Below are 12,382 nucleotides of genomic sequence, written 5' to 3'. Positions count from 1 at the left end.
ATGACTCCATTATCTCCCAACTAATCGAGTCTCCGAGAAAACCGGGGCGATTCAGATACCAACCACCCAACCGATCCGCCCGGCTAGGACCCTCAAACCGAGGCGCCCACCACAACCGCACATACTCCCCCACCCCCGATCACCCCCCGAACCGGGCAAGGAAAAACAACAACCTAACCACCACCACCCTCACAACGACAGGATACCACACAACCTGTCGCTGAAAGAGAGCCTACGCCCGCCAGATCGTGGCCCTGACGAGCGTGTCAAGTTCCCTCAACAGAGCCGCTGCTGCCCTTGACATGACTCTCACCGTCAACCTGGCTCGGGCGGACTGACTCCCGCCGGACCCCTCCGGCCCAGCGAACACCCTACAAGCCCTAACAAGCCGCGCTAGCTGTCCGGTCGCGCAGAGCGGCGAAACGTTCCCACAGGTGGTTCTCGGGATCCGTGGGCGGGCTCGAGTGGAGTTCATTCTTGTGGTGTACGGGGGTAGGGGTCACCCTGGTCGGCCTAACGGTCTGCCGTCAAGGGATCGAGAGGCGGCCAGGCCCTCAGGGCTGGGGATCACGGATCAAACAAGAACGGGCCGCCGTCCGGGAAGGATACTGGGAGCAGCCCAGATTCGGGCCTGGTGGCCATCGAGGGGGGCCAGGGCCTGGGGATCGGCGGATCGCGGTTAGTGGACGGCACCCATGATTCGACCGCTGCGGCAGCCCCTGGCCCCGTTCCTACCCAACCCGACGGGCCCGTGGCCCTCTCTTTCCAATGCCCCCGACCGCTTCCCAGCCCTCTACGTTCGGCGCTCCAAGCGCATTGGAGCCGATACCGTTCCCGCTGGCGCTAGAGCATCGACCACCAGGGGCAGGCCCTCGGTTAGCCGGAGCCGGCTACTAGCCGAACAGGAAGTCCAACAGCATCGGCCAAATCCACCGGAACAGGAAAAAGCCCGCCACCAAAACCACCAGGATGCCCAGCCCGAACCCGAGAGCGGACGCGAACGCACCCACAAACTCCCGGCTCCGTTACCGGCCCCGCCACCAGCGGCAAAACCCTCAGGCCCTCGGGACCGGCAAATCGAACGAATACCCGCGGCGCCGGCGGATGGAGCACCGGGGCGGGCTAACGCACCTGGTGGTCGACGTTATCGAAACAGGCAGTGATGTCTCCCTCGATGACCCCATTCGTAGTTCGACGGGTCTACTTGTGTAATGGTGTGGAGGTATGAAGCAGTCGTGGCGGGTTGTGCGCTGGTTGCTGGCCGACCGCTGGTGGATTCAGTGGATTCCGGTGGGATGGGTCCGCTGTCGGAGCGACACCCGATGAGCGTCGGTGCCGGGTGGGCAGGTTGTTGATGGTCATTCTGCGCGGGACAGGCTGTCGATCCAGTCGTAGATGTCTTGTTCCCGCCAGCCCACGGCGCGGGTACCTTCGCCGCCGAGCCGGATCGGTGGGGGGAACGTCCCGTCCTGTTCCCGACGCCAGATCGTGGTTCTGCTCAACCCGGTGATCTCCAATACTTCGGGCAGTCTCACCACCCGCCCACCCCGCAGAGGCGGTATCAAGCGTCGACGGCTGACACCCGGCTTCTGGTTGTGGGTTTGGTTTCTCATCCGCATTCCCTTGCTGTTGCTCCTTGCCGGCGATCCTGTGCCGGCTCTTCAGTCCGTGGTCTCTGATCCGATGTCGGGGGCGGTCAGGCTCTGTTGTCGTAATCGAACATACCCAAGATGACCCGCAGCCCGGTCGCGTATCCACCCCCTTGGCGTCGCGCTCATGCGCGACCGGTCGCGCTTCCACCCCCCAGCGGTCGCGCTTCCGGTCGCGCATCCCTCTGACATGGGGGGGGGGGTTGCCGGCTGTTCAAGAGGCAGGAGGCCCTGATGGTGCTGGGGGTTCGGCAGCAAGCTGAGAACTGCGGACCCGTTCCTGGGGAGCATATGTCCGGGCAGCACGCCCGCTCAGGGGGACACACGTCCCTGCCAGGCCTCTGGGGTAGCACGCGGCCCGGCCGGGTGGTCTCTGCTAATCCCCCACCCATGAACGACCCTGCGCCTCGAACCAGCCATGTACCGCGCGTTCTGCCCGCACGAGGGTACGCCGCAGCCGGGAACGGCCCCGCTACGACCGAGCAGACGTGTTGGAGATTCCGGACGGCGGCGTCATAGCCCATATCGGCGTGGCCACACCCGACGGACCGCTCGTTCTCCCGATGCCCCACGGCCGCTACGACGGCGGGGGCAGATAATGTCGGTGATGCTTGCGGTTCTCTGCTTCGGATTCGTACTCCTTGACTAGCGCCGGCACCGTCTCGAGGCCTACCTCCTCCGCAGCGGCTACCCGTCGGTGCCCCGCTACGAGTACCCACCGGCGCCCCTCGCCTGCGGGGGCGCCATTTTCCCTGGCCACGGTTACCGGTACTACGATGCCCCGCTCCCCTACCGACTCGACCAATTCGGCCAGGTCACCGAGCCCGACACGTACATTGTGCGACCGGTCTAGGCGTCTGATCGGCACCATCACTAGCTCGTCCATCCAGATCCTCCTATCCCTAATCGTTTCCCGGGGAAACGCTTGCCGGCAGTTGCTGGCGGCGCCAGTACCGTCGTCGGCGGCGCCACCACGGTCGTTGGGCCAACTGTTCGAGCCTTGACAGCCGGTAGATCACGCCCCGGACTTCCTGCTCGAGAGTGCTGGCCCTCGCCCCGATTGCCTCGGCGACCTTGCGGGCATCAGCGGATAGGGCGATCGCTTCCTCGGCTCGGGTCGAGTAGGCCCGCAGTTCGTCCCCGAACCCCCCAATGGCTTCCTACAGTACCTTCCGCATCCGTTCGGCCTCGGCCGTCCAGGCCTTCTCGGCATCGTCGAGGCGGGAGAGGGCGTCCGAACGGCGTTGCCGGTAGCGCGCCGACTTGACGACTTCCCGGGCTTGGCGGTGTGTGGTCCAGCAGGAGTCGCAACGGTGGCGAGCTCCTTTCGGCTGGTCACCTGTCGGGCATGGTTGATTCTCGCCGTGACGGATACCTACGAAACCGGCGCGAGAGACGTCTACGAACTACTGCCAGGCCGCACCAAGCCCCCACTACCGCTCGCAATGCTCGCGACCGAGACCGCCAGAGCCTTCCGCAAACAGGCCGAACGGGCCTTCAACGACGCCGTAGCCTCCGCTTTAGAGCACAGCAACGACGACGAGACCATCCAGCTGCTCGCCGAGCGCAGGCGATACTGGCTGGACCATCTCGATATGCTCATACGGATGTCCGTCCAGAACCCGCCGGCGTAGACTCCGGACATGCCAGAAGACCCATCCAGTCGCGCAGTCCGCTACCGCCAGGCCATCCAGGAGTTCAACGAGGGCTGCGAAGCCGCCACCATGGCGCTCGAGGGGCTCGCTCACGAGATCCGCAAGGGCGGCGCCGACGCCGCCAACCTCGAGTTTGCCTTCTACACCATCATCTGGAGCAACGGTCTGTGAGTCGCCAACGGAGGTGGCCTCATACCAATAAGGATGAGGATCAAAAACACCGCCATGCTGTTGTCTCTGCCCTGCTGGAAGAACTCGCGGAGAAGGGCACACTAGATGGGCTGAGTGACGAACAGTTGGCACAGTTGTACGACTTTCTCGCCTTCCGGATCCGCATGGCAGCTGATTCCACCTTCGGGTTAGGTCTCCTGCTGGAGGATCTCGAAGAAAAGGGTGAGCTTGAAGCCATGGGTGCGGACCAGATCGCCCAGCTACTAGGCGTAGATGCCTCCTTAGCCGACACCTTGTCCGTAGCTTTATGGCAGAGCAAATGACCAGTCGGGGCGCCCTCGGGCACTGGGACATGTTCGACTCATACGACCAGTACGTACGCTCATCGGTTGGCCAGATGGGCCGCGCTGGCCTGGAAGAGTTCTTGGATTGGTTTATACCGGAGGTACTGGGCAACGGCAAGGATGAGCAGCTAGTCCGGGAGATCGAATCGGACTGCCGATGCGCCCTGGAGGAGCTCGGTCTATGAGTGACCGGCTGATATGGGTTGATGTCGAGACAGTAACTCCTCGAGGCCCTTGACGTGAGTGGCCCTGGTGTTGTCGGCCTGCCCTCCGGCTGGTCCTGTCAAGGTCAGTTTGGAAGTCGCCTCGAAGCCGGAGCCTGGTTGTTGAGGTAGTTGGCCCAGTCGTTCATGAGTTGGCGGCGCCGGTCGAAGAGGTCGCTTCTTTGGTAGGCGGCTTCTACCCGGTCGTTGTTGACATGCGCTAGGGCGAGTTCGCAGATTTCTCGTGGTGTGTCGGTGAGTTCGGCTGCCCAGTCCCGGAAGCTTGATCGGTAGCCGTGGGGCACTGCGGGGATGTCATGTTCCCGCAGCAGCTTGGGGAGGGTCGCGTCGGACAGTTCCCGTCCCGTGGCCGAGGGGAACACCAGCCCGCTGCGGTCCCGAAATCGTTGCGCTTCTGCCAACAGTTCGAGAGCGCGGGTGGGGAGGGGCACGCGGTGTTGGCGGCCGGTTTTCATCCTGGCAGGGGGGATCGTCCACGCCGCTTCGTCCAAGTCCATTTCGTCCCATTGGGCGCCCCGCACCTCGCCTGAGCGGCACGCGGTGAGGACCAGGAACTCGAACGCCAGGATCGTGGTCGGATAGGCGCCGGAGGCGCGCACGGTGGCGACACTCGCCGCTACGTCGGCATGTGGCAGCGCCCGGTGATGTAGGCGCCGTCCCATGTTGGAGGGCAACGCGGCGGTGATAGCATCCCCCGCCGGGTTGTCTGTCCGATAGCCCTTGGCGATGGCCCAACGCATCACCGCGCCGATACGCTGCCGTACCCGCCTCGCGGTTTCGGGGCGGGTATGCCAGATCGGCAGCAGACAAGCCATCACATCCGCGGTGGTGATCCGATCCACCCCCCGCCGTCCCAACCTCGGATACACGTAAGCAGTGAGCGACGACCTCCACTGAGCTTCTGACTTCCCGCCCCGCTTCCACCCCACAGCGTGAATAGCGATAACCTCCTCAGCCGCCTGCTCAAAGGTGGGTACCCGGCTACCGCGGGGGTCGAGACCCTTCTCGATCGTGCGCCGGTTCGCCAGGGCTTTTTGGCGGGCTTCGGCCAAAGAGACGATCGGATACGCGCCGAGGCCGATGTTGGTGACCCGCCCATGGAAACGGACCCGCTGGCTCCACGTCTTCGACAACCGCCCGTTTGATGTGGGTTTGACTAACAAACTCAGCCCGTAGCCGCCCCGTCCGTCGCCGTAACGTCCCGGTTGGGTGACTGTACGCACGAACGCGGCTGATAAGATCCTTGGACGCTTCACCCGCCTGATCCCCTCATTTCGGTTATCACCTATGGTTATCACTTTACCGGTGGGATTAGACGATACCCCCGGAAACGTCAAGAACCAAATAAACACCCCACAACCAGGCCATACACAACACCAACGGAACACTCAGCAACCACCTGACACCAACAAACGGCGGTCACCCCCTCCGCCCTAACGACCGGCCCGTCGGGTTCTCATGGCGGAACCGGTTGGTTCAGGCGCAGATCGGCAGCCGGGCGTTGGCCTTCCACCTGGTGTTGAACTGCCACGGGACCTCCCTGCTGACGATGCGGTCCCGGGCCTGCCACCACAGGTTGGCCCACTCGCCGGGGTCGGTGAGGACCTGTTCGGGGTGGGCCTCGCTGCGGGCTATGAAGCCGGGGAAGACCGAGCGGCCGGTGGGCTGGCCGATCGGCTGGTAGCGGAGGTCGAAGCTCCAGCGGACGCCCTCGCTGCGGTTGTCGAGCGAGGCGTGCTCGGTCAGCTTGTGGAGCAGCACCACCCCGCCTGCGCCCACCTCAAGGGGGACCACCCGATCCCAGTCGATGATCGCCTCGGGTATGTATGTGGTGGCGGAGGCGGCGGTTCCGGGGCAATGCATGGTCAACTCCTCCCGGTGGCTGCCGCGCTCCACGATCAGGCACCCGTTCTCGACGGTGGTGTCGGTGACGGCCACCCAGACAGTCAGCATGTCGGTGTCGTCGGCCTCGGGGTTGATGACCCCGTTGTCCTGGTGCCACGTCGTGGCGGCGATGTTGGAGTCGGTGACGGCGTCGGGTAAGTAGCGGGCCGGCGGCTTGATCCGGGTGTGCTGGACCGGGTTGGAGTAGATCTCGGGCCCGATGACCGATTCGGCGATGTCGAGCAGGCGAGGGTTGGTGAGGAGGTGGAACACGGCGGATCCGGTGTTCATGGTGTGGCTGTGGTCGAGCTCCTTGACCATCGGTAGGCAGATGTCGAGGTGCTGGTAGAGCGTGTACATGTCGTCGATGTGCTGCATCGCCTCGATGTAGCGCTCGGAGAAGTTCGTTCCACTCGGCGGCGGGATCTGTCCCTGGGACACGAGGCCGGCGGTGACCCGGTCGAGTATCTTCCGGTACTCCTGCTCGATCGCCGCCAGTTCCGCCTCGCCGAGGACGCCCTCGACGACGAGGTACCCGTCCTGGTCGAACTGCTCGAGTTGCTCGACAGTGAGGCCCGACACTCGTCACCTTCACGCGTGGTGTTGAACCGCCAGGCTATACGCGCCGCGGTCGGGCCGGGCGGGATTTCGAGCCCGTACGGCTAGCCGGATCTGGTCGGACCGGCTCGGTCGGGGGATATCCGGATGAGGACGCGGCGCTCCTCGCGCATGGCGGCGCGGTAGTCGTCCCAGTCGGGGTGCTCGCCCGAGAGCAGCCGGTAGTAGTCGATCAGGGCGTCCATCGCCTCGGGCAGGCTGACGATCTCGGCTACCCCGTCGATCTGTACCCACCCGCCGTAGAAGCCATCCGTGAACATGCACACGGACGCCCTCGGATCCCGTCTCAGGTTCTTGACCTTGTAGGCGGTCTCCCTGCTCGATACGACCACGTAACCGTCGGAGTCGACTCCGGCCACGATCGGTGACATCTGCGGTCCGCCATCCGAGCGGTGGGTGAGCAGGATGCCGCGCTGGTTCGCCTCGATGAAGTCACGGGCCTGGTCGATGTCCATAGGCCCCTGACACTACCTTCGGTTGGGTGGTGTCATTCGCGACGCGTCCGAAGGCGGGCCGAGGAACCTACGATATGGCACGGAGGGATGGCCGAGCGGACGAAGGCGTCGGTCTTGAAAACCGATGGGCCCGGCGACGGGTCTCGTGGGTTCGAATCCCACTCCCTCCGCCTATGGCCGAATATTTCCCCAGCTGAGTAGCCTTCCAAACTCGGTCATTACCTTCCGTGTCACTTCGTGCCGGTGGTGTGATTAGGGCAATCGTCGGTAACGGGACTCCTCGCCGGACAGCCTTGGCCGCGGGTGCCGGCAAACGTCCCCCTTTGCCGACTTGGCCGTCGATACGGTCTGGCCCGGAGCCATATCTTGTCCGGTTGATCGAGGAGCACAACGTGGAGATTGATACAGACGTCCTTGCGGCGCCGTTCGAACTCCCGTGTGGAGTCCTGCTGAAGAACCGGCTGGCGAAGGCTGCCATGTCCGATTCCCTGGGGGACGGTGCCGGTCGTCCGACAGATGAACAGGTCGAGCTCTATCGGAGGTGGTCGAACGGCGGCGCGGCCCTGTCGCTGATCGGTGAGGTTCAGGTCGACTACCGCTATCCGGAGAGACCCGGAAACCTCGTGCTGTGGCCGGGCGCCGACAATGCTCGTCTTGCTCGGCTCGCAGATGTCGGATCCACCGATGGCGCCCGGATCTGGCCGCAGCTGGGCCATGCCGGCGCGCTCGCTTATGGTCCGGTTTCCCGACCAGCCGGGCCATCGGCGCTCAACGTCGAGGGCCTCCAGTGCGATGCGCTCACACCGTCCGCTGTCGACGCGTTGCCTGGCATCTACGCCAGGGCGGCTGCACGTGCCCGAGGTGTCGGTTCAGTGGCGTCCAGATACACGCCGGCCACGGTTTCTTGTTGAGCCAGTTCCTGTCGCCGTTGTTCAACCGTCGCTCCGATCGCTACGGCGGGTCGATCGAAGCGCGATGCCAACTCCTGCTCGCCGTCGTGCGGGAGGTTCGTGCGGAGGTGGGTTCCGAGTTCGCTATCGCCGTGAAGATCAACTCGAGCGATCAGCTGGAAGGTGGGCTGGATGAGGACGATGCCCTGGTGGCCATGTCGCTTCTGGGAGACGAGGGAGTGGATCTGATCGACATCAGCGGTGGGACCTACTTCCCGGGCGCTCCGGCAAGTTCTGACCGACGATCTTCGGGGCCGTACTTCGTCGAGTTCGCCCGCCGGGCACGGACTGTCACGGACACACCATTGATGGTCACGGGCGGATTCAAGACGCGACGCGAGGCCGTCGACGCCGTCGCGACCGGGGCGACCGACATCGTCGGGCTCGCGAGGGCGATGGCGCTGGACCCCGATGTCGCTACGAAGTGGCTCGGCCAGGGTGGAGCCGATCCACAGTTCCCCAGCTTCGAGTCGCCCCCCGCCGGAGGAATCACAGCATGGTTCACCATGCGGCTGGCAGCCCTCGCGAACGGCGACGAAGATGACTTCAGGCCTTCGCTCAGCGAAGCGATCGAAACCTATGAGGCTCGCGATGCCGGCCGCATCGCAACATGGGAAGGAACCTTCGGCGGTCCGCTCACGACCCGCAACCATCGAGTGAGATGAGGTCGGCCCGGTATCCGGGGCGACCGCGCAACGCCGCACCGCGCGGGTCCGTCGCCCGCATCCGACGTACGGTTTCTGGCTCTGGCTGGGTAGGCAAGATCGGCGACGGACAGCCGTCATGCCCCCTCCTGACCCGGAAGACCGGTTTCGGTGCCCAAGAGGGAATGCAGATAGTCCGGACACCTCGCAGCTCGGGCCACAAGCTCCGGAATCGTGGCGGTGCTACCGGTACGAGTCGGATCCGTGGGTGCGGCCGGGTGGGTCACGTCCCAGGAGGTCGAGCATGGCGGCGCCGGCGTCCTTGAACCAGTCGAACAGGATCCGCACGTCCGTTCCGACGCAGAAGTGCTTGACGCCCATGTCCAGATACCGCTCGGCGCCTTCCCGATCCCGTAGCTCGGCCCTCGGAGCGACTCCCATCCGGAGCGCGGTGGAGATCACGTGTTCCTCCGCCTCCCTTACCCGCCGGTGGCTCAACTGTCCTGCCAGGCCGATGCTCATCGCGTAGTCCGCCGGGCCGAACTGGACCATGTCCACCCCGTCCACCGCGAGGAGATCCTCCAGGTTCTCCACCGCCGCGTCCTTCTCGATCATCAGCGCTATCACGGCCTGGTCCAGGGCCTCCACGAAGGCCGGGGTACCCGCCTCGAGCACCAACCCGACATCGCGGCGGAGACCGACGCCGTGGCGCCCGCCGGAGTCCGGGGCTTCGGCCCGGACCGCGCTGACGCACTCCTCGACGTCTTCCACGGTGCGGGGATCGGAGAACAGGACGTTCTGGATGCCGGAGCCGATCGCCCGGACCGCCAAATACGTCCGCGGCTCCTGCTCGATCTTCATCATGGCCGACATGTGGTCGAACAGCTCGACCGCCCGGCCCAGGTTCTCAAGGGCGTAGAGGTCGTACGGCCCGTACTCGGCCACGAACTCCACGTAGTCGAACATCCCCGACAGGCCCACCAACTCCACGACCGAAGGCCAGGAGCTGATGAGATGGGTGCCCAGGGTGGCCTGATCGGCATCCAGCAGTTCCCGCAGCCGGTTACGTCGCAACTAGGTCATCTCCCCGGATGGTCGGACTTGTCGGAACGTAGGACCCGACTGGACGGACGGGGCGGCCGATGAGGCCCGCACCCGAGCCGGCCCCGACCGCATGTGTGGCGGAGAGGGAGCCCGCCGTTTACTGGTTTCGTGCCATCCCTCCGTGTTTCGCTTGTGTGTTGTTGTCCCAGGTGACGGTGGGTTTGGTGGGTTCGTTTCGTCTCAGGCCGGTTCGTGTAATCCCGCCTGGAAAGTGATAACCATAAGTGATAACCTTGATAGCGGTACCGGGCGAGGGGGGAAGGCGATGAAACGTCCACGCATCCTATCAGCCGCGTTCGTCCGTACCGTCAGCCAGCCAGGACGGTACGGAGACGGACGGGGCGGCTACGGGCTCAGCTTGTTGGTCAAACCAAGATCAAACGGGCGCCTGTCCAAGACATGGAGCCAACGGGTCCGCCTCCACGGACGCGTCACCAACATCGGGCTCGGCGCCTACCCGATCATTTCTCTATCAGAAGCCCGAAAGAAGGCCCTCGCGAACCGGAGAACCATCGAGCGGGGCCTCGACCCTCGAGGCAGCCGCGTCCCCACTTTCTCCCAAGCCGCGGACAAGGTCATCGCCGTACACGCGGCCGGTTGGAAACCAGGCGGGAAATCCGAGAGGCAGTGGCGGTCGTCCCTCGCCACCTACGTGTATCCCCGCTTGGGACGTATACCGGTGGACAGAGTCACCACCGCCGACGTGATGGCCTGCCTAGTTCCTATCTGGCACACCCGCCCAGAAACAGCCAGGCGGATCCGCCAACGCATCGGCGCGGTCATGCGATGGGCCATCGCGCAGGGATACCGGGCCGACAACCCAGCCGGCGACGCCATCACCGCCGCGCTTCCCGCCAACACCGGACGACGCCGACACCACCGGGCTCTACCACATGCCGACGTTGCGGCCAGTGTCGCCACCGTACGGGCCTCCGCTGCGTATCCGACCACTGTGCTGGCGTTCGAGTTCTTGGTGCTCACAGCCTGCCGCTCCGGCGAGGTACGAGGCGCTCTCTGGGACGAAATCGACCTGGACACAGCCACCTGGACGATACCCGCTGCCCGCATGAAATCCGCCCGCCCCCACCGCGTTCCCCTCCCGCCACGAGCCCTCCACCTGTTGGCAGCGGCGGAGAAATATCGGGACCGCAGCGGATTGGTGTTCCCATCGGCAACTGGCCGGGAGCTATCCGACGCGACGCTGTCCAAACTGCTACGAGAGAACGGCATCCCAGCAGTACCCCACGGCTACCGATCAAGCTTCAGAGACTGGGCAGCCGAACTAACCAACACCCCACGCGAAATCTGCGAACTCGCCCTAGCACACGTCAACAACGACCGAGTCGAAGCCGCCTACCGCCGCAGCGACCTCTTCGACCACCGCCGCCAACTCATGCAACACTGGGCCAACTACCTACACTACCAAACCCCCACACCCACATCGGCACCAAACTGACAAGACCGTATAGCCGCGCTGGCCACCTTCCTCGCGGAGTCGGGAGCCGAGTACATGAACGGCAAACCCTTGGTCTCAACGCGGTAGTCCTTCCGTTCGGGGCCCGAAGGCAGCCAGGTCATCGGGAGGATGCGGGGAAGTGCTGGTCGACGGTGGCATCCCCCTGCCCGGACCCGATTCCACAGCTCGAACACTGGCCCGGCTGGCCGACTATTCAGTTTGCCCTTGCCACCAACACAACCGCAACTCCCCTGTTCAGCCAACTAGACAGCGACCCTTTGAAGTAACACAGCGGTCTCCGCCCGCTTGTCCAGCTGGTCCAAGGCCCGGAGTATCAGCAGAGCCACCCCCTCACGACCAGTATGAAGTCCTCACGCTCCTTGCGCCTCAACCCGATGTCCGCCTGCTCCAGGAAGGTCTCTGCTCGTTCCAGATCGCAGAGGAACCCCGCCAGAAAGACTGTGTTCAGAGGGGTTTCCAACACGTCGAGGTCATGCCAGCCAGAATCGATCCGGCCCACTCCGTGCCAGTCGATCCCGTCATGGGAGTACTTGGTCCACTCCAGCGCATCCAACCACTCATGGAAGCCAGCAGCTACGAGTGCGTTCAGGAAGTCGATCTCGCCATCCGTGAACGGTGACGGCACTTGTGGCACATAGGTGGTCGTAGTGGTAGTGGCCCGGGTCGTGGTGGTGGCACGGGATGTGGTGGTTGGCGCCGGGTAGGTGGAGCAGCCAGCCAACACCAGGACAAGGGCAGCGGCTGCGGTCTGGCGGATCATCAACCCAGGCTACCCGCCGCCGTGGTCCAGCTCCTGTGGGCGTGTTTGGCTACGGATGAGTGCACCGTGGTGAATCGGGGCGGAGATACACCCGCTACCGATCTGGCCTATGCATGGCTTTGGCGTGACCTCCATCAGATCGGATTGCTGTGAAGGACCATCTCTGTGTGGACTGGTTTGGACCGTCCTTCATTGAAACCTTTTGCCAGCTACGCCGAAAAGCGTGGCCCTCGATCCGCTGTGTCGGCGTAGGGCGTGGAGGGTTTCGCCTTTCAACCTTCATCAGGAAAACTCACTCAGCAGACCACCAACCGGACACAAGAGCTGGAACCGATGCCCCGGCCACCCCAGCATTCACCGACGGCGCCGTTCCGACCCCTGAGGAACAGCCCGAAACCGTAACATGTTTGTCCATTTTCTACGGCTACCCCTACTACCATCACACGG

General features: G+C 64.3%; 11 protein-coding genes, 1 tRNA gene and 1 pseudogene. 6 read left to right on the top strand and 7 right to left on the bottom strand.

Annotated elements, in window-relative coordinates:
• Positions 1-1,358 precede the first annotated feature (1,358 nt).
• Complete coding sequence (locus OXK16_03780) at positions 1,359-1,613, bottom strand: AlpA family phage regulatory protein (protein ID MDE0375067.1); 255 nt, start codon at positions 1,611-1,613, stop codon at positions 1,359-1,361.
• 613 nt (positions 1,614-2,226) lie between these two features.
• A complete protein-coding gene (locus tag OXK16_03775) occupies positions 2,227-2,535 on the bottom strand; it encodes a ParB N-terminal domain-containing protein (GenBank protein ID MDE0375066.1) in 309 nt (102 codons plus the stop codon).
• Between the two features lie 427 nt (positions 2,536-2,962).
• Between OXK16_03775 and OXK16_03770 the strand changes: the two genes are divergently transcribed.
• Genes OXK16_03770 through OXK16_03760 form a run of 3 tightly spaced genes read left to right on the top strand, consistent with a single transcriptional unit; the run spans position 2,963 to position 3,798 of the window.
• A complete protein-coding gene (locus tag OXK16_03770) occupies positions 2,963-3,283 on the top strand; it encodes a hypothetical protein (GenBank protein MDE0375065.1) in 321 nt (106 codons plus the stop codon).
• A 9-nt stretch (positions 3,284-3,292) separates the two neighbouring features.
• Positions 3,293-3,475 carry a hypothetical protein gene (locus tag OXK16_03765; GenBank protein ID MDE0375064.1) on the top strand — a complete coding sequence of 61 codons (183 nt, stop codon included), beginning with the start codon at positions 3,293-3,295 and terminating at the stop codon, positions 3,473-3,475.
• Positions 3,472-3,798, top strand: coding sequence for a hypothetical protein (locus tag OXK16_03760; GenBank protein ID MDE0375063.1), 327 nt, complete (start codon positions 3,472-3,474; stop codon positions 3,796-3,798). Before OXK16_03765 ends, OXK16_03760 begins: the two co-directional genes overlap by 4 nt.
• A gap of 310 nt (positions 3,799-4,108) precedes the next feature.
• Here the strand turns inward: OXK16_03760 and OXK16_03755 are convergent, their stop codons facing one another.
• The 3 genes from OXK16_03755 to OXK16_03745 all read right to left on the bottom strand — a co-directional run bounded on the left by OXK16_03755 (position 4,109) and on the right by OXK16_03745 (position 7,000).
• A complete protein-coding gene (locus OXK16_03755) occupies positions 4,109-5,266 on the bottom strand; it encodes a tyrosine-type recombinase/integrase (GenBank protein MDE0375062.1) in 1,158 nt (385 codons plus the stop codon).
• A gap of 253 nt (positions 5,267-5,519) precedes the next feature.
• On the bottom strand, positions 5,520-6,509 hold the full coding sequence (locus tag OXK16_03750; GenBank protein MDE0375061.1) for a phytanoyl-CoA dioxygenase family protein: 990 nt from the start codon (positions 6,507-6,509) through the stop codon (positions 5,520-5,522).
• An 80-nt stretch (positions 6,510-6,589) separates the two neighbouring features.
• A complete protein-coding gene (locus tag OXK16_03745) occupies positions 6,590-7,000 on the bottom strand; it encodes a PPOX class F420-dependent oxidoreductase (protein ID MDE0375060.1) in 411 nt (136 codons plus the stop codon).
• Positions 7,001-7,081: 81 nt separating this feature from the next.
• Between OXK16_03745 and OXK16_03740 the strand changes: the two genes are divergently transcribed.
• Both OXK16_03740 and OXK16_03735 read left to right on the top strand, forming a co-directional pair.
• Positions 7,082-7,170: transfer RNA gene (locus tag OXK16_03740), tRNA-Ser, on the top strand.
• 222 nt (positions 7,171-7,392) lie between these two features.
• A pseudogene (locus OXK16_03735) lies at positions 7,393-8,615 on the top strand (oxidoreductase).
• 222 nt (positions 8,616-8,837) lie between these two features.
• On the opposite strand, the gene OXK16_03730 reads toward OXK16_03735, so the two are convergent.
• Positions 8,838-9,668 (bottom strand): aldolase/citrate lyase family protein, encoded by an 831-nt coding sequence (locus OXK16_03730; GenBank protein MDE0375059.1) that lies wholly within the window; start codon positions 9,666-9,668, stop codon positions 8,838-8,840.
• A 295-nt stretch (positions 9,669-9,963) separates the two neighbouring features.
• Between OXK16_03730 and OXK16_03725 the strand changes: the two genes are divergently transcribed.
• The gene (locus OXK16_03725) at positions 9,964-11,154 is read left to right on the top strand and encodes a tyrosine-type recombinase/integrase (GenBank protein ID MDE0375058.1); all 1,191 of its coding nucleotides are present in this window, start codon (positions 9,964-9,966) and stop codon (positions 11,152-11,154) included.
• Between the two features lie 334 nt (positions 11,155-11,488).
• Here the strand turns inward: OXK16_03725 and OXK16_03720 are convergent, their stop codons facing one another.
• Complete coding sequence (locus OXK16_03720; GenBank protein MDE0375057.1) at positions 11,489-11,935, bottom strand: hypothetical protein; 447 nt, start codon at positions 11,933-11,935, stop codon at positions 11,489-11,491.
• Between the last annotated feature and the right edge of the window lie 447 nt (positions 11,936-12,382).

The sequence above is a fragment of the bacterium genome (genome assembly GCA_028821235.1).
Classification (GTDB): domain Bacteria; phylum Actinomycetota; class Acidimicrobiia; order Spongiisociales; family Spongiisociaceae; genus Spongiisocius.
The sequence above is the reverse complement of the archived record's forward strand: the minus strand, read 5'-3'. Positions and strand labels throughout refer to the sequence as shown.

Bases quoted from the DNA above. Each gene is read 5' to 3' on its own strand.
- OXK16_03765 (MDE0375064.1), top strand. From the start codon at position 3,293: ATGCCAGAAGACCCATCCAGTCGCGCAGTCCGCTACCGCCAGGCCATC.
- OXK16_03780 (MDE0375067.1), bottom strand. From the start codon at position 1,613: ATGAGAAACCAAACCCACAACCAGAAGCCGGGTGTCAGCCGTCGACGC.
- OXK16_03745 (MDE0375060.1), bottom strand. From the start codon at position 7,000: ATGGACATCGACCAGGCCCGTGACTTCATCGAGGCGAACCAGCGCGGC.
- OXK16_03775 (MDE0375066.1), bottom strand. From the start codon at position 2,535: ATGGACGAGCTAGTGATGGTGCCGATCAGACGCCTAGACCGGTCGCAC.
- OXK16_03720 (MDE0375057.1), bottom strand. From the start codon at position 11,935: ATGATCCGCCAGACCGCAGCCGCTGCCCTTGTCCTGGTGTTGGCTGGC.
- OXK16_03725 (MDE0375058.1), top strand. From the start codon at position 9,964: ATGAAACGTCCACGCATCCTATCAGCCGCGTTCGTCCGTACCGTCAGC.